Below are 15980 nucleotides of genomic sequence, written 5' to 3'. Positions count from 1 at the left end.
GTTTTCGAAATGTCCCGCGGAAACCGGCTACAGCCGCGGCGGCACCATCGTGAAGCGGGCGTTGATCTGGGCGTGGACCCGCTGGCGTTGGGGTTCGAGGTCGAGGGGGGCCGCCGCGGTGTCCTCGGCGCCGGCGTAGGCGGCGGAGCGCATGCGGCCGGGGGCCTGGGGGTAGGGCGGGGTGGCGTTCTCGGCGCCGATGTCGGCGAGTTCGACCAGGGCGGAGAGGCTGGTGTCGAGTGCCTCGGCGTACTCGCGGGCGCGTTGGACGGCTTCCCGTACGGCCTTCTTCCTGGCCTCGCGGTGGGCGGGTGAGTCGGGGCGCAGGGCCCACCAGGGGCCGTCGACGCGGGTGAGTTCGAGGTCGGCGAGGCGGGTGGTGAGTTCGCCGAGGGCGGTGAAGTCGGTGAGTTCGGCGGTGACATGGACGCGGCCGTGGTAGGTGCGGATGCGTTCGCCGCGTCCGTGCTTGGTGAGTTCGGGCGTGATGGAGAAGGCGCCGGTCTCCAGGCGTTCGACGGCGTCGCCGTAGGACTTGACCAGGTCGAGGACGCCGGTGTTGCGGCGGGTGAGGTCGTCGAGGGCGGAGCGGCGGTCGCGGCCCCGGGCGGCGACGGTGATGCCGATGCGGGCGATCTCCGGGTCGACTTCGAGGCGGGCCTCGCCGCGGACGGCGATGCGGGGAGCGTCGGGTGTTCCGTAGGGGACGGCGGGCTGGGAGGCGTCTCCGGTGGGCGCGGTCATACGCCCCACTCTGTCATGTCTTGGCTGGCAGGAGGCGTGGAGTTGGCCCTCTGAGTCATCAGATCGCAACCTGCCGGGGCTGTTGCGGCCGGTCATGACCGGGTCAGAATCTACGCGCGTCGTTCACAGATTCCGCAAGGGGAGCCAGACATGCCGTTGAACCGCCGGAAGTTCCTGGAGAAGTCCGCCGTGACCGGGGCGGGGGTGGCGCTGGCCGGTGCGGTCACGGCGCCGGGTGCTCAGGCGGCCGAGGCGCGGGGCGAGACGAAGCGGGGCGTGAAGCGGTACGCGTTCACCGTGATGGGGACGACGGACCTGCACGGCAACGTCTTCAACTGGGACTACTTCACGGACAAGGAGTTCGACGACAAGGACCACAACGACATCGGTCTCGCGAAGATCTCCACCCTGGTGAACCGGATCCGTGAGGAGAAGGGACGCCGCAACACGCTGCTCATCGACGCGGGCGACACCATCCAGGGCACGCAGCTGTCGTACTACTACGCCAAGGTCGACCCGATCACCGCCAAGGGCGGCCCGGTGCACCCGATGGCGCAGGCCATGAACGCCATGGACTACGACGCGGCGGCGCTCGGCAACCACGAGTTCAACTACGGCATTCCGGTGCTGCGGAAGTTCGAGCAGCAGTGCCGTTTCCCGCTGCTGGGCGCGAACGCGCTCGACGCCAAGACGCTGCGGCCGGCGTTCGCGCCGTACAGCATGCACCGGCTGCGCACGCCGTTCGGGCGGGATGTGAAGGTGGCGGTGCTGGGGCTGACCAACCCGGGGATCGCGATCTGGGACAAGGCGAACGTGCAGGGCAAGATGACGTTCCCGGGTCTGGAGGAGCAGGCGGCGAAGTGGGTGCCGAAGCTGCGGTCGATGGGCGCGGACGTCGTCATCGTGTCGGCGCACAGCGGTTCGTCGGGGACGTCGTCCTACGGTGACCAGCTGCCGTACATCGAGAACGCGGCGGGTCTGGTGGCGGAGCAGGTGCCGGGGATCGACGCGATCCTGGTCGGGCACGCGCACACGGAGATCGCCGAGTACTTCGTCACCAACAAGAAGACCGGCAAGCAGGTCGTGCTGTCCGAGCCGCTGAAGTGGGGGCAGCGGCTGACGCTGTTCGACTTCGAGCTGGTCTGGGCGAGGGGCTGCTGGAAGGTCGAGAAGGTGGGCGCGAAGGTCCTGAACTCCAACACGGTGGAGGAGGACCGGAAGATCGTCCGGCTGCTGTCGGACGAGCACGAGAAGGTCGTGGCGTACGTCAACCAGGTCATCGGCACGAACGCGGCGGAGATGACGTCGGCCGAGGCGCCGTACAAGGACGTGCCGATCATCGATCTGATCAACCACATCCAGGCGGACACGGTGAAGCAGGCGCTGGCGGGCACGGAGCATGCCTCGCTGCCGGTGCTGTCGCAGGCGGCGTGCTTCTCGCGCAGTGCCCGGATCCCGGCGGGCGAGGTGACGATCCGGGACGTGGCGGGGCTGTACGTCTTCGAGAACACGCTGGAGGCGCGTCTGATGACGGGTGCGCAGATGAAGGCGTATCTGGAGTTCTCGGCGAACTACTTCGTGCAGACGGCGCCGGGCGCGCAGGTGGATCCGGCGAAGCTGACGAACGCGAACGGCACGCCGGACTACAACTACGACGTGGTGAGCGGTCTGGCGTACGAGATCGACATCGCCGAGCCGGCCGGTTCGCGGGTGACGAATGTGACGTTCGACGGGCAGCCGCTCGCGGACGACGCGAAGTTCGTGTTCGCGGTGAACAACTACCGGGCCAACGGCGGCGGGAACTTCCCGCATGTCGCCGCCTCGCGGCTGCTGTGGTCGAACTCGGACGAGATCCGCAACACCATGATCGCCTGGGTGAAGGCGAAGGGGTCCGTCGACCCGGCCGAGTTCGCGGCGGTGGACTGGAAGCTCACGCGGAACGGCACGCCCGTCTTCTAGAGCACAGCCTCGGGGTGTCATCACCTTCGGTCCACCAGCGGGGTCAGCGCGGGTGCCTCACGGGCCGGCGGGACCTGCTGCCGCTGGGTGAGGCCGAAGGTGGTGAAGGCGGTACGGCGCGGGAGGGCGTAGGCCTCCCTGCCCGTCAGGGAGTTGAGGATGATCGCGCTGCGCCATGCGGCGAGGCCGAGGTCCGGGGCGCCGACGCCGTGGGTGTGGGTCTCGGCGTTCTGGACGTAGGCCGTGCCGGTGACGGACGGGTCGAGGACGAGGCGGTACTCCTCGTCGATGCGCGGGCGCTCGCGGCTGTCGCGGCGCAGATAGGGGTCGAGGCCGGCGAGGACTCGGTCGAGGGGGCGTTCGCGGTAGCCGGTGGCGAGGACGACGGCGTCGGTGGTGAGCCGGGAGCGGCTGTCCTGCGTGCTGTGCTCCAGGTGCAGTTCCACCTTGGTCGTCGCGACGCGGCCCGCGGTGCGGACGTGGACGCCGGGGGTGAGGACGGCGTCGGGCCAGCCGCCGTGCAGGGTGCGGCGGTAGAGCTCGTCGTGGATGGCGGCGACGGTGGCGGCGTCGATGCCCTTGTGGAGCTGCCACTGGCCGGTGACGAGGCGGTCGCGGGCGGACTCGGGCAGGGCGTGGAAGTAGCGGGTGTGGTCGGGGGTGAAGTGCTCCAGGCCGAGCTTGGAGTACTCCATGGGCGCGAAGGCCTCCGTGCGGCCCAGCCAGTGGAGTCTCTCCTGGCCGGCCGGTCTGTTGCGCAGCAGGTCGAGGAAGATCTCGGCGCCGGACTGTCCGATGCCGACGACCGTGATGTGCTCGGCGGCGAGCAGTGCGGCGCGGTGGTCGAGGTAGTCGGCGGCGTGCACGACCGGGACGCCGGGTGCCTGGGCGAGGGGCTTGAGGGATTCGGGGACATAGGGCTCGGTGCCGATGCCGAGGACGACGTTGCGGGTGTACGTGCGGCCGAGGGCCTCGGCTTCTCCGTCGGCGTCGAGCTGGGTGAAGTCGACTTCGAAGACGTCGCGTTCGGGGTTCCAGCGGACGGCGTCGACCTGGTGGCCGAAGTGGAGGTCCGGGAGGCTCTCGCCGACCCAGCGGCAGTAGGCGTCGTACTCGGCGCGCTGGATGTGGAAGCGCTCAGCGAAGTAGAAGGGGAAGAGCCGCTCGCGGGACCGGAGGTAGTTGAGGAAGGTCCAGGGGCTGGTGGGGTCGGCGAGGCTCACCAGGTCGGCGAGGAACGGGACCTGGATGGTGGCGCCCTCGATGAGCAGGCCGGAGTGCCAGCCGAAGGCGGGGCGCTGGTCGTAGAAGACGGTGTCGAGGTCGCCGAGCGGGTGGGCGAGGGCGGCGAGGGAGAGGTTCGCGGGGCCGATGCCGATGCCGACCAGGTCGCGGGGTGCGTCGGGCTGGTAGTGCTGGTGGGGCGTCGGGGTGGGCGCGGGGTTCATCGGGGGGCGTGTCCTTCCACGAGTGTGGGTCGGCGCGTTGCCACGAGGTGCAGCAGGGCGGCGAGGTCGTCGGGCCCGGTGGCGGGGTTGAGGAGGGTGGCCTTGAGCCAGAGCCGGCTGTCGAGGCGGGTCCGGCCGAGGACGGCTCGGCCGTCGGTGAGGAGCGCGCGGCGTACGGCGGCCACGTCGGCGTCGGTGGCGCCCGCGGGCCGGAACAGCACCGTGCTGATGACGGGCGGGGCGTGGAGTTCGAAGCCGGGGTGGTCGTGGACGAGGGCGGCGAACTCCCGGGCCCGGGCGCAGACCTGGTCGACGAGGGTGCCGAGGCCGCGGCGGCCGAGGGTCTTGAGGGTGACGGCGAGTTTGAGGACGTCGGGGCGGCGGGTGGTGCGCAGGGAGCGGCCGAGCAGGTCCGGGAGGCCGGCCTCGGTGTCGTCGGCGGCGTTGAGGTAGTCGGCGCGCTGTCGCAGGGCGGTGAGGTCGCGGGAGTTCTTGACGGCGAGGATGCCCGCCGCGATCGGCTGCCAGCCGAGTTTGTGCAGGTCGAGGGTGACGGTGTCGGCGGTGTCGAGTCCGGTGAGGGCGGTGCGGTGCCGGGTGCTGAACAGGAGGCCTCCGCCGTAGGCGGCGTCGATGTGCAGCCGGGCGCCGTGGGCCGCGCAGCGGGCGGCGATCTCGGGCAGCGGGTCGATGAGGCCGGCGTCGGTGGTGCCGGCGGTGGCGGCGACGAGCAGCGGGCCGGGCAGGCGGGTGAGGGTCTCGTCGAGTGCGGCGGGGTCGAGCGTTCCGGCCGGGGCGGGCACGACGACGGGTGCGGGCAGCCCGAGCAGCCAGGCGGCCCGCGCGAGCGAGTGATGGGCGTTGTCCCCGCAGACCAGCCGCACGGCCCCGCCGTACGCTTCCCGGGCGAGGAGCAAAGCGAGCTGGTTGGACTCGGTGCCGCCGGTGGTGACGAGGGAGTCGGGGGTATCGGACGCTTCCTGGCGGTCGTCACCGTAGATCTCCCTGGCGAGCGCCCCCGCCACCAGTGTCTCCAGTTCCGACGCCGCCGGGGCCTGGTCCCAGGAGTCGAGGGACGGGTTGAGGGCGGAGGCGGCCAGGTCGGCGGCGGTGGCCACGGCGAGGGGTGGGCAGTGGAGGTGGGCGGCGCACAGGGGGTGTGCGGGGTCGGCGGCGCCTTCGGCGAAGGCGTGGACCAGGGTGCGCAGGGCGTGTGGGTCGCCCTGGTCGGGGAGGATCTCTCCCGCCGTCTCGCGCACGCGGGCCGCGACCGCCTCCGGTCCGCCCGGTGGGAGGGGCCCGCCGCGCGCCCGGGCGCCGGTGTCCAGCGCTTCGAGCACGGTGTCGAGCAACGGCCGCAGGGCGCGTGGGCCTTCGGGGCCTGAGGCCAGTGCCGCGGCAGGCAGCGTTTGCCCGTCAAGTCTCGACGGGGCGAACGTTGCCTGTCGGGGCACTGGGGGCGGCGTGCTCATGGGCGTCCTCCGGGGAGCGGGGCGACGCGCCCGTGAAGCCCAACGACCGGACCCGGGTGGAGGTACTTCCGTACGAGGAAAACCTGTTGGGGTCCGGTCGTCTCAGCCCGGGGAGGAGTGCGGCGCCATGGGCGTGCCCGGCGCCGCCGGCCCTACGACCGCGGGCCCTGCCGCACCCTCAACGCCCGGGCCAGATCGTCCAGTTGGTCGACGAGCTTGCGGTGCAGTGCCGGGATCGGTTCGGCGTCGCGCAGGGATTCCTCGCCCAGGCGGAGGTGCTCCGCGTCGACCGCGTGGGCGGGGAAGGCCGAGCGGCCGACGGCCGTGGCGATGGCGGGGCCGCGGCGTTCGGCGACGGCCACCGCTTCGGCGTAGTAGCGCGGCACGTAGTCGCGTACCAGATCGGCCTGTTCGGGCTGCCAGAAGCCCGCGGCGGTGGCGGTGAAGAGGTAGTTGGACAGGTCGTCGGAGCCGAACATCGCCTGCCAAGCGCGGGCCTTGGCCTCCGGGTCGGGCAGCGCGGCCCGGCAGTGGGCGGCGCCCTCCTGGCCGGTGGCGCTCGGATCGCGTTCCAGCTCGGCGGCGATGGCGGCCTCGTCGGTGGCGCCGAGGACGGCGAGCCGGGCGAGGACGCGCCAGCGCAGCTCGGGGTCGAGCTCCGGGCCGCCGGGGACGGTGCCGTCGGCGAGCCAGGCGGCGATGGTGTCGGGGTGGGCCGCGACGTCGATGCGGTGGCGTACGGCGATCAGGCGCAGGCCGGGGTTGTCGCCGTCCTCGGTGCGGCGGATGAGGTCGCGGCACAGGTCGGAGAGGGTGGCGAGCGCGGCGGGCCGCTCCTCGGGGGTGAGGTAGTGGTCGGTGATGTACGTGGACGCGAAGGCGAGCACGCCCTGGACGACGGCGAGGTCGGTCTCGAGCGGGAGATGGGCCCGGGCGGTCTCCAGGTAGGCGGCGGGCGCCAGTTCGCCGTCGCGGACGGCGTCGCGCAGGGCGTTCCAGACGACCGCGCGGGTGAGCGGTTCGGGCAGGCCGGACAGCTCCTTGCGGATGGTCTCGAAGGACTCGGGGTCGAAGCGGACCTTGGCGTAGGTCAGGTCGCCGTCGTTGAGGAGGAGCAGGGCCGGGCGCTTGCCGAGGGGGTGGGCGTCGCCGCGCGGCAGGTCCAGCTGGAGGCGTTCGCGCAGGGCGAGGTGCCCGCCGTCGTCGCCGAGGTCCCGGTCGTACAGGCCGACGGCGATGTGGTGGGGGCGGCTGCCGGCGTGGTCGACGGTGAGGGCGCAGGTGCCGTTCTCGCCGGGGGCGATCCGGGGGGTGAGGGTGTCGACGCCGGTGGTGCGCAGCCAGGCGTCGGCCCAGGCGTGGACGTCGCGTTCGGTGGCGCCGGCGAGGGAGTCGATGAAGTCTCCGAGGGTGGCGTTGGCGAACCTGTGCCGGGCGAAGTGGGTGTTGATGCCGGCGAGGAAGTCCTTCTCGCCGAGCCAGGCGACGAGCTGCCGCAGGGCGCTGGCGCCCTTGGCGTAGGAGATGCCGTCGAAGTTGAGCAGCGCGGAGGCGGTGTCGTCGACGGCCTCGGGGGCCACGGGGTGGGTGGAGGGGCGCTGGTCGGCGTCGTAGCCCCAGGACTTGCGGGCGACGCCGAAATCGGTCCAGGTGTCGGTGAAGCGGGTGGCCTCGGTGAGGGTCTGGTAGCCCATGTACTCGGCGAAGGACTCGTTCAGCCAGATGTCGTCCCACCACTTGAGGGTGACGAGGTCGCCGAACCACATGTGGGCCATCTCGTGGGCGATGACCATGGCGCGGGTCTGCCGCTCGGTGTCGGTGACGGCGGAGCGGTAGACGAACTCGTCGCGGAAGGTGACGAGGCCGGGGTTCTCCATGGCGCCCGCGTTGAACTCGGGGACGAAGGCCTGGTCGTAGGAGTCGAAGGGGTAGGGCTCGTCGAACTTCTCGTGGTAGCGGTCGTAGCACGCGCGCGTGACGTCGAAGAGTTCGTCGGCGTCGGCGTCCAGGTGGGGGGCGAGGGAGCGGCGGCAGTGCAGGCCGAAGGGCAGGCCGCCGTGCTCGGTGCGCACGGAGTGCCAGCGGCCGGCGGCGACGGCGACGAGGTAGGTGGAGATCAGCGGTGTGGGTGCCGCCTTCCATACGCCGCCGGTCTTTTCGGTGATGCCGTTGGCGAGGACGGTCCAGCCCTCGGGGGCCTGGACGGACAGCTCGAAGACGGCCTTGAGGTCGGGCTGGTCGAAGGCGGCGAAGACGCGCTGGACGTCGTCCAGGAACAGCTGGGTGTAGACGTACGTCTCGCCGTCCGTGGGGTCGGTGAAGCGGTGCATGCCCTCGCCGGTGCGGGAGTAGCGCATGCCCGCGTGCACGCGCAGTTCGTGCTCGCCGGCGGTGAGGTTCTTCAGGGGGAGCCGGTTGCCGTCCAGGGCTTCCGGGTCCAGGGGGTGTCCGTCGAGGGTGACGGAGCGCAGCTCGTCCGGCCTGACCTCGACGAAGGTGTCTCCGTCGGTGCGGGCGCTGAACCTGATCAGGGTGCGGGAGTCGAAGGTCTCGTCGCCGGTGGTCAGGTCGAGCTCGATCGTGTAGCGGTGCACGTCGAGGAGCTCTGCTCGGGTCTGCGCTTCGTCGCGCGTCAGTACGGACATGCGTGACATGCTGCCTGATCGCACTGGCAAGGCACAGAGGCGGATCGGTACGTGCCCAATGTCCGGTCTAGGTGCGGTCTTTTTCCAGCTCCCCGGCGTGCGCCCCCATGGGCCGCTGGGTCGGTACGCGCGCGTCGGGATGCGGCAGGGCGGGGCGCGTGGGGTGTGCGGCGGCCTCGGAGTGCTCCCGTACGAGGGCGCGCAGCCGGCGCACTTCCCGCTCCAGGGCGAGGTGCCGCTGCTGGGCGTCGTAGAGGTAGCGGACCTTGGTGCGCAGGGCCCAGGGGTCCACGGGCTTCATGACGAGGTCGGCGACGCCCAGCCGGAAGGCGGCGGTGGTCAGTTCGTGGTCGGCGCCGAAGCCGGTCAGCAGGATCACGGGGATGTGCTGGGTCTGTTCGACGCGCCGCATGTAGCGCACCACTTCCAGGCCGCTGACTCCGGGCATGCGCACGTCGAGCAGCAGCAGGCCGACCTGGCCGCGGAGCACCTGCTTGAGCGCCTCGTCGCCGCTGGTGGCCCGGCCGAGCAGATAGCCCAGCGGGGCCAGGGCGCTCTCCAGCGCGTACAGCGTGTCCTCGTGGTCGTCGACGATGAGGATCCTGGTATCCGACGGCATGGCCCGACGCCCCTCCCTCGTGGAGGACCAGAGTAAGTCCGGGACACTGACGCGCAGTGCTCGTCAGCTGACATGCTGTGCACAGCGCAGCATGCCCCGCGCGGGCCGCCGTGTCACTCCCCTGGGAGCGGTCCTCGGAGGTCAGTTGCCGCCGGGCGTGGAGCCGTTGAGGGTCTCGTCGGCGATGCGCTCGTGGTGGCGGATGACCTCGGCGACGATGAAGTTCAGGAACTTCTCGGCGAAGGCCGGGTCGAGTTTGGCGTTCTCGGCGAGCGTGCGCAGCCGGGCGATCTGGCGGGACTCGCGGGCCGGGTCGGCGGGCGGCAGCTGGTGCCTGGCCTTGAGGTGGCCGACCTGCTGGGTGGCCTTGAAGCGCTCGGCGAGCATGTGGACGACGGCGGCGTCGATGTTGTCGATGCTGTCGCGCAGCCGGGCGAGCTCCTCGCGGACGGCGGCGTCGACGTCACCGGTACCGGTGTTGCTGGTGGTCATGGGGCGTCAGCCTACGGGGAGGTGGCCGGGCCGCCGCACGTCGTCTCACACCTCGGCCGCGCCGAGCCGCTTGTGGAAGTAGACGTCCTCGTGTCCGCCGGGCACGCCCTGGATGCGGGCCCGTTCCCGGTAGCCGAGCCGCGGGTAGAAGCCGGGCGCCTGGAAGCTGTACGTGGAGACGATCATGTCGGTGCAGCCGCGCCGGGCCGCCTCGGCCTCCGCGGCGCGCATCAGCCGGCCGCCCCAGCCGGTGTGCCGCTGGTCGCCCCGTACCCAGAGCATGTCCACGGAGCACAGGCTGCCCCAGGTCCAGGCGGTGAGTCCGCCGATCAGCTCGCCGGTGTCGTCGGTGGCGCGGACGGAGAGGGGCTCGGTGACGGCGCCGTCGGCGGCGGCGGTGTTGAAGGCGGTCAGCTCCTCGTCGAGCCGCGTTTCGAGGTCGTCGTCCCGGCCGCCCACCCGGAGTCCGGTGGCGACGGTGTGCTGTTCGCTGGTCACGGCCCGGATTCTGCCGGCGGGGCCCGGGTGGGACGACCGGTTTTCGCGGCGGCGGCGCGGGCCCGTGGCGTCACACTTTCGTACAGTGGAACCGGATTCAGGGGCGTCTTGGGGGTGAGGCGTGGCGAACGACGGGCCGGTCGAGCACGGCTACCCGCATCTGGAGACGGTGCGGGCCGCCATCACGGCGTTGTACAGGCGACTGTCGTACGACACGATCCAGACGTTCGCGACCAGCGTGGTCCCCGCCGATGTGGCGTTCTGCGACACCGACGACCTGCATCTGGGGGCGCAGCGGGTGGCGCACGAGCTGGTGCGGCACTACCGGCTACCGGACGCCCGGCTGATCGTGAGCTTCCGGGAGATGCGGCACGCGGCGAACGTCGAGCTCGCGGCCGGGCCGGAGTACTTCGTGGAGCTGAACGACCGGTTCCGTACGCATCGGCGGGACATCGGGGCGGCCCTCGCCCATGAGGTGATGCATGTGTACCTGCACCGCCTCGACCTGTCCTTCCCGGGCGTCCGGGACAACGAGATCCTGACGGACACGGCGACGACGTATCTGGGCGCGGGCTGGCTGCTGCTGGACGCGTTCCGGGAGGACGGGGCGTCGTCGCAGAAGCTGGGCTATCTGACGCCGGAGGAGTTCGGGTACGTGCTGGCCAAGCGGGCGCTGGTCTTCGGGGAGGACCCGTCGGTGTGGTTCACCAGTGCGCAGGCGTACACGGCGTATGTGAAGGGGATGGAGCTGGCCCGGCGCGATGAGCGGCAGCCGCCGTTGACGGCGGCGGGGTGGGCGGGGCGGCGGCGGTATGCCAGGGACCGGCGGCACGCGCCGGCGGGGGCGCCGCCGCAGGCGGGTGTGCGGTACCAGTTCTCTCCCGATGGGGGTGGGCGGTTGCGGGTGTCGTTTCCGTGTCCTACCTGTCATCAGCGGATTCGGGTGCCGGTGCGGGGGCGGGTTCGGGCGCGGTGTGCGTTGTGCCGGAGTGTGTTGGAGTGCGATACGTGATCCGAGCGCTGAGGGCTCCGCCCCCAGACCCCCGGCCTATGCCCCGTAGACGGCCCCGGGCTCTCCCGACTCCGCCAGCAGCTTCCGTGCCGCCTCCCCCGCCTCCGCCGGGCTCCACCGCCCGCCCTTGTCCGCGCTCGGCCCCGGCCGCCAGCCCTCCATCACCGTGATCCGGCCCCCCTCCGCCTCGAAGACCCGGCCCGTCACCCCCGTGCTCGCCGCCGAGCCCAGCCAGACGACCAGCGGTGAGACGTTCTCCGGGGCCATCGCGTCGAAGCCCGTGTCGGGTGCCGCCATGGTGTCGGCGAAGGTGCGCTCCGTCATCCGGGTCCGGGCGGCGGGGGCGATCGCGTTGATCTGGACGCCGTAGCGGTGCAGTTCGGCCGCCGCGACCAGCGTCAGGGCGACGATCCCGGCCTTCGCGGCGCTGTAGTTGCCCTGTCCGACCGAGCCCAGCAGTCCGGCGCCGCTGCTGGTGTTGACGATCCGGGCGTCGGGCCGGCGGCCCGCCTTGGTCTCGGCCCGCCAGTGCGCGGCGGCGTGCCGCAGGGGCAGGAAGTGGCCCTTGAGGTGGACGCGTATGACGGCGTCGAAGTCGTCCTCGTCGAGGTTGACCAGCATCCGGTCGCGCAGGAAGCCCGCGTTGTTGACGAGCGTGTCGAGCCGGCCGTAGGCCTCCAGGGCGGTCCGGATCAGGGAGGCGGCGCCCTCGGTCGTGGCGATGTCGCCGCCGTGCGGCACGGCCTCGCCGCCCGCCGCGCGGATCTCCTCGGCGACCAGGGCGGCCGGGCTGTCGGGGCCGGGTGTGCCGTCGCCCCCGGGGGTGCCGTCGAGGCCGACGCCGAGGTCGTTGACGACGAGCCGGGCGCCCTCGGCGGCGAAGGCGAGGGCGTGCGCGCGGCCGAGCCCTCGCCCGGCGCCGGTGACGACGACGACCCGTCCGTCGCAGAGTGCGCTCATCTCACAGCTCCTTGTTCGCGGTGGCGGCGTCCAGGAAGGCGGGGCGCTCCCCGCCCCCGTGGACGAGCAGGCTCGCCCCGCTGATGTAAGCGGCCGCGTCGGAGGCGAGGAACACCGCGGCCGCGCCGACGTCGGACGGCTCGGCGAGACGGCCGAGCGGGACGGTGCGGGAGACGGCGGAGAGGCCGTCCCGGTCGCCGTAGTGGAGGTGGGACAGCTCGGTGCGGACCATGCCCACGACGAGGGTGTTGACCCGGATGTCGGGCGCCCACTCCACGGCCATCGAGCGGGCGAGGCTCTCCAGGCCCGCCTTGGCGGCACCGTAGGCGGCGGTGCCGGGCGAGGGGCGGCCCCCGCTGACACTGCCGATCATGACGATCGAGCCCTTGGCGCGCCGCAGGTGGTCGTGCGCGGCGAGGGACACGGTCAGGGGAGCCACCAGGTTGAGCTCCACCACGCGCGCGTGCCGCTCGGCGTCGGCCGCGGTGAGCAGCCGGTGCGGTGCGCCGCCCGCGTTGTTGACCAGGACGTCCACCCGGGGCAGCTCGGCGAGAACGCGGCGGACGGCCTCGGGGTCACGGACGTCCAGCGGCACGAACTCGATCCCGGGCCGCGGCACTTCCGGGGCCCGGCGGGCGCAGACCACGACCTCGGCCCCCGCCCGCACGAAGGCACGCGCGATGCCGGCACCGACGCCCCGGGTGCCGCCCGTGACGACGGCGACCTTCCCGTCCAGCTCCATGCGCTGCTACCTTTCTACCTAACAAACGTTTGGTGGAAAGGTAGCTGATGCGGCCATGGGTGTCTCCACCTCGTGCGTGGAAAAGGGCATAGCCGTTGTCACGGTCGACTTCCCGCCGGTGAACGCGCTGCCGGTGGCCGGCTGGTTCGCGCTGGCCGACGCGGTGCGCGCGGCCGGGCGCGACCCGGAGGTCCGGTGCGTGCTGCTGACGGCCGAGGGGCGCGGGTTCAACGCGGGCGTGGACATCAAGGAGATACAGCGGGACGGGAACAGCGCGCTGATCGGCGCCAACCGCGCCTGCGCGGAGGCCTTCGCGGCGGTGTACGACTGCGCGGTGCCGGTCGTGGCGGCGGTACGGGGCTTCTGCCTGGGCGGCGGTATCGGCCTCGTGGGGAACGCGGACGCGATCGTGGCGAGCGAGGACGCCGTGTTCGGGCTGCCCGAGCTGGACCGGGGCGCCCTGGGCGCGGCCACGCATCTGGCCCGGCTGGTCCCGCAGCACCTGATGCGCGCCCTGTACTACACCTCGCGCACGGCGAGCGCGGCCGAGCTGCACGCGCACGGCTCGGTGTGGCGGGTCGTACCGCGCGAGGAGCTGACGGCCGCCGCGCTGGAGTTGGCGCGCGAGATCGCCGCGAAGGACGGGCAGCTGCTGCGCCTGGCCAAGGCCGCCATCAACGGCATCGACCCCGTCGACGTACGCCGCAGCTACCGCTTCGAGCAGGGCTTCACCTTCGAGGCGGGCCTCAGTGGGGTGGGTGCGCGGGTGCGCGACGCCTTCGGAAGCGCCGGGAAGGACGGGACACCGTGAGCGACAAGACGATGACCGCCGACGAGGTCGTCTCCCGTCTGCACAGCGGCATGACCCTGGGCATCGGCGGCTGGGGATCGCGCCGCAAGCCGATGGCCTTGATCAGAGCGCTGCTGCGCTCGGGGATCACCGATCTGACCGTCGTCTCCTACGGCGGCCCGGACGTGGGCATGCTGGCCGCCGCCGGGCGGATCCGGAAGCTGGTCACGGCCTTCGTCACCCTCGACTCGATCCCCCTGGAGCCGCACTACCGCGCGGCCCGTGAGCGTGGCGCCCTCGAACTGACGGAGGTCGACGAGGCGATGTTCATGTGGGGGCTGCGCGCGGCGGCGAACCGGCTGCCGTTCCTGCCGGTGCGGGCGGGACTCGGTTCGGACGTGATGCGGGTCAACCCGGGCCTGCGGACGGTCACCTCGCCGTACGAGGACGGGGAGACGTTCGTCGCGATGCCCGCCCTGCGGCTCGACGCGGCCCTGGTGCACGTCAACCGCGCTGACCGGTCGGGCAACGGCCAGTACCTGGGCCCCGACCCCTATTTCGACGACCTGTTCTGCGAGGCGGCCGACACGGCGTACGTCAGCTGCGAACGGATCGTCGACACGGCCGAGCTGACGAAGGCGGGCCCGCCGCAGACCCTGCTGATCAAGCGTCACACGGTCACCGGGGTCGTCGAGGCCCCGCACGGCGCGCACTTCACCTCCTGCGCGCCCGACTACGACCGGGACGAGGCCTTCCAGAAGACCTACGCGACCACTCCCTGGCCGGAGTTCGCGGCCCGGTTCCTCACCGCGGAGGAGGGGGCATGAAGGATGTCACCCGCGCCGAGTACTGCGTGATCGCCTGCGCCGAGGCCTGGCGGGGCGACGGCGAGGTGCTCGCCAGTCCCATGGGTCTGATCCCCTCCGTCGGCGCCCGGCTCGCCCGGCTCACCTTCGCGCCGGACCTGCTGCTGACCGACGGGGAGGCGACGCTCGTCCGCCCGGACGGGACGGCGGAGGGCTGGCTGCCGTACCGGCAGCATCTGGCCTGGGTCACCGGCGGGCGGCGGCACGTGATGATGGGCGCGAGCCAGATCGACCGGTTCGGCAACCAGAACATCTCCTGCATCGGCGACTGGGAGCGGCCGAAGCGGCAGCTGCTCGGAGTGCGAGGCGCGCCGGTCAACACGCTGAACAATCCGACGAGTTACTGGATCCCGAGGCACTCCCGGCGGGTCTTCGTCGAGCGGGTCGACATGGTCTGCGGCGTCGGGTACGACCATGCGGCCGGGGCGCGGTACCACCGCATCCCACGGGTCGTCTCCGACCTGGGCGTCTTCGACTTCGCCACCCCCGACCGCTCGATGCGGCTGGCCGCGCTGCACCCGGGTGTCACGGTGGAGCAGGTCAGGGAGGCGACGGGCTTCGAGCTGACCGTCCCGGACGAGGTGCCGGCGACCCGTGAACCGACCGCCGAGGAGCTGCGGCTGATCCGCGAGGTCGTCGACCCGGCCGGGTCCCGTGCCCGGGAGGTCGCCTCGTGAGGGAGACGGCGCTGACCCGGCTGACCGGTGTCCGTCATCCGGTGGTGCAGACCGGGATGGGCTGGGTGGCGGGACCGCGCCTGGTCAGCGCCACGGCGAACGCGGGCGCCCTCGGCATCCTGGCCTCCGCGACGATGACGCTCGACCAGCTGCGCGCGGCCGTACGGGAGGTCCGGGCCCGTACCGACGCGCCGTTCGGGGTGAATCTGCGCGCCGACGCGGCGGACGCGGGCGACCGGGTCCGGATCCTGGTCGAGGAGGGCGTCCGGGTCGCCTCCTTCGCCCTGGCCCCGTCCCGGGAGCTGATCGGCGCGCTCAAGGAGGCCGGTGTCGTCGTGATGCCGACCGTGGGGGCGCGGCGGCATGCCGAGAAGGTGGCGGCGTGGGGCGCGGACGCGGTGCTCGTGCAGGGCGCGGAGGGCGGCGGGCACACCGGCGAGGTGGCCACGACGGTGCTGCTGCCGCAGGTGGTCGACGCCGTGGACATACCGGTCGTGGCGGCGGGCGGGTTCTTCGACGGACGCGGGCTGGTCGCGGCCCTCGCCTATGGGGCGGCGGGTGTGGCGATGGGCACGCGGTTCCTGCTCACCTCGGACTCGACCGTGCCGGACGCGGTGAAGGCACGGTATCTGGCGGCGACCGTACGGGATGTGACGGTCACCCGGGCCGTGGACGGGCTGCCGCACCGCATGCTGCGGACGGAACTGGTCGACGCGCTGGAGCGCTCCGGCCGGGTGCGGGGTGCCCTCCAGGCGGTCCGCAGGGCGGCGGGCTACCGGAGGCTGTCCGGCACGAGCTGGCGCCGCATGCTCCAGGACGGCCGTGCGCTCAAGCACGGCAAGGACCTGACCTGGAGCCAGGTCCTGCTGGCCGCCAACACCCCGATGCTGCTCAAGGCGTCCATGGTGGACGGCCGTACGGATCTGGGGGTGATGGCGTCCGGGCAGGTCGCCGGGGTGATCGACGACCTGCCGTCCTGCGCGGAACTGGTGGAGCGGATCATGAAGGAGGCCGAGGACATCTGCCGAGGGCTCACCGCCCCTCGATAGTGGCTCA

At 72.2% G+C, this 15980-nt stretch carries 15 protein-coding genes; 6 read left to right on the top strand and 9 right to left on the bottom strand.

Annotated features, from left to right (window positions below; translation table 11 throughout):
* Positions 1 to 27: 27 nt before the first annotated feature.
* Entirely contained in the window at positions 28 to 744 is a 717-nt protein-coding gene (locus tag ACFT4A_RS10755) for an SIMPL domain-containing protein (RefSeq protein WP_382827914.1), read from the bottom strand.
* A gap of 150 nt (positions 745 to 894) precedes the next feature.
* Between ACFT4A_RS10755 and ACFT4A_RS10750 the strand changes: the two genes are divergently transcribed.
* Positions 895 to 2703 (top strand): bifunctional metallophosphatase/5'-nucleotidase, encoded by a 1809-nt coding sequence (locus ACFT4A_RS10750; RefSeq protein WP_382827912.1) that lies wholly within the window; start codon positions 895 to 897, stop codon positions 2701 to 2703.
* A gap of 20 nt (positions 2704 to 2723) precedes the next feature.
* Here the strand turns inward: ACFT4A_RS10750 and ACFT4A_RS10745 are convergent, their stop codons facing one another.
* The 6 genes from ACFT4A_RS10745 to ACFT4A_RS10720 all read right to left on the bottom strand — a co-directional run bounded on the left by ACFT4A_RS10745 (position 2724) and on the right by ACFT4A_RS10720 (position 9877).
* Positions 2724 to 4151 (bottom strand): lysine N(6)-hydroxylase/L-ornithine N(5)-oxygenase family protein, encoded by a 1428-nt coding sequence (locus ACFT4A_RS10745; RefSeq protein ID WP_382827909.1) that lies wholly within the window; start codon positions 4149 to 4151, stop codon positions 2724 to 2726.
* Positions 4148 to 5503: a pyridoxal phosphate-dependent decarboxylase family protein gene (locus tag ACFT4A_RS10740; protein WP_382827907.1), complete on the bottom strand. Its 1356-nt coding sequence runs from the start codon at positions 5501 to 5503 to the stop codon at positions 4148 to 4150. Before ACFT4A_RS10740 ends, ACFT4A_RS10745 begins: the two co-directional genes overlap by 4 nt.
* 272 nt (positions 5504 to 5775) lie before the next feature.
* Complete coding sequence (gene pepN, locus ACFT4A_RS10735; RefSeq protein WP_382827904.1) at positions 5776 to 8268, bottom strand: aminopeptidase N; 2493 nt, start codon at positions 8266 to 8268, stop codon at positions 5776 to 5778.
* A gap of 67 nt (positions 8269 to 8335) precedes the next feature.
* Positions 8336 to 8887, bottom strand: coding sequence for a two-component system response regulator (locus tag ACFT4A_RS10730; RefSeq protein WP_382827901.1), 552 nt, complete (start codon positions 8885 to 8887; stop codon positions 8336 to 8338).
* 141 nt (positions 8888 to 9028) lie between these two features.
* On the bottom strand, positions 9029 to 9379 hold the full coding sequence (locus tag ACFT4A_RS10725; protein ID WP_382827898.1) for a chorismate mutase: 351 nt from the start codon (positions 9377 to 9379) through the stop codon (positions 9029 to 9031).
* A gap of 45 nt (positions 9380 to 9424) precedes the next feature.
* Positions 9425 to 9877, bottom strand: coding sequence for a GNAT family N-acetyltransferase (locus ACFT4A_RS10720; RefSeq protein ID WP_382827896.1), 453 nt, complete (start codon positions 9875 to 9877; stop codon positions 9425 to 9427).
* Between the two features lie 121 nt (positions 9878 to 9998).
* Between ACFT4A_RS10720 and ACFT4A_RS10715 the strand changes: the two genes are divergently transcribed.
* Entirely contained in the window at positions 9999 to 10889 is an 891-nt protein-coding gene (locus ACFT4A_RS10715; protein WP_382827894.1) for a hypothetical protein, read from the top strand.
* A 36-nt stretch (positions 10890 to 10925) separates the two neighbouring features.
* Here the strand turns inward: ACFT4A_RS10715 and ACFT4A_RS10710 are convergent, their stop codons facing one another.
* Together ACFT4A_RS10710 and ACFT4A_RS10705 are read right to left on the bottom strand one after the other, a co-directional pair.
* On the bottom strand, positions 10926 to 11849 hold the full coding sequence (locus tag ACFT4A_RS10710) for an SDR family oxidoreductase (protein WP_382827891.1): 924 nt from the start codon (positions 11847 to 11849) through the stop codon (positions 10926 to 10928).
* Between the two features lies 1 nt (position 11850).
* Positions 11851 to 12591, bottom strand: a complete 741-nt coding sequence (locus ACFT4A_RS10705; RefSeq protein WP_382827889.1) for an SDR family oxidoreductase — start codon at positions 12589 to 12591, stop codon at positions 11851 to 11853.
* Positions 12592 to 12646: 55 nt separating this feature from the next.
* Here ACFT4A_RS10705 and ACFT4A_RS10700 point away from each other — a divergent pair, with 55 nt between their 5' ends.
* Genes ACFT4A_RS10700 through ACFT4A_RS10685 form a run of 4 tightly spaced genes read left to right on the top strand, consistent with a single transcriptional unit; the run spans position 12647 to position 15973 of the window.
* The gene (locus ACFT4A_RS10700; protein ID WP_382827886.1) at positions 12647 to 13402 is read left to right on the top strand and encodes an enoyl-CoA hydratase family protein; all 756 of its coding nucleotides are present in this window, start codon (positions 12647 to 12649) and stop codon (positions 13400 to 13402) included.
* Complete coding sequence (locus ACFT4A_RS10695; RefSeq protein ID WP_382827884.1) at positions 13399 to 14208, top strand: CoA transferase subunit A; 810 nt, start codon at positions 13399 to 13401, stop codon at positions 14206 to 14208. The genes ACFT4A_RS10700 and ACFT4A_RS10695 overlap by 4 nt, the downstream gene beginning before the upstream one ends.
* Positions 14205 to 14924, top strand: a complete 720-nt coding sequence (locus ACFT4A_RS10690; protein ID WP_382827881.1) for a CoA-transferase subunit beta — start codon at positions 14205 to 14207, stop codon at positions 14922 to 14924. Before ACFT4A_RS10695 ends, ACFT4A_RS10690 begins: the two co-directional genes overlap by 4 nt.
* A complete protein-coding gene (locus ACFT4A_RS10685) occupies positions 14921 to 15973 on the top strand; it encodes an NAD(P)H-dependent flavin oxidoreductase (protein WP_382827879.1) in 1053 nt (350 codons plus the stop codon). The genes ACFT4A_RS10690 and ACFT4A_RS10685 overlap by 4 nt, the downstream gene beginning before the upstream one ends.
* Positions 15974 to 15980: the final 7 nt, after the last annotated feature.

Source organism: Streptomyces sp. NPDC057099 (assembly GCF_042671245.1).
GTDB classification, from domain to species: Bacteria; Actinomycetota; Actinomycetes; order Streptomycetales; family Streptomycetaceae; genus Streptomyces; species Streptomyces purpurascens.
The sequence above is the reverse complement of the archived record's forward strand: the minus strand, read 5'-3'. Positions and strand labels throughout refer to the sequence as shown.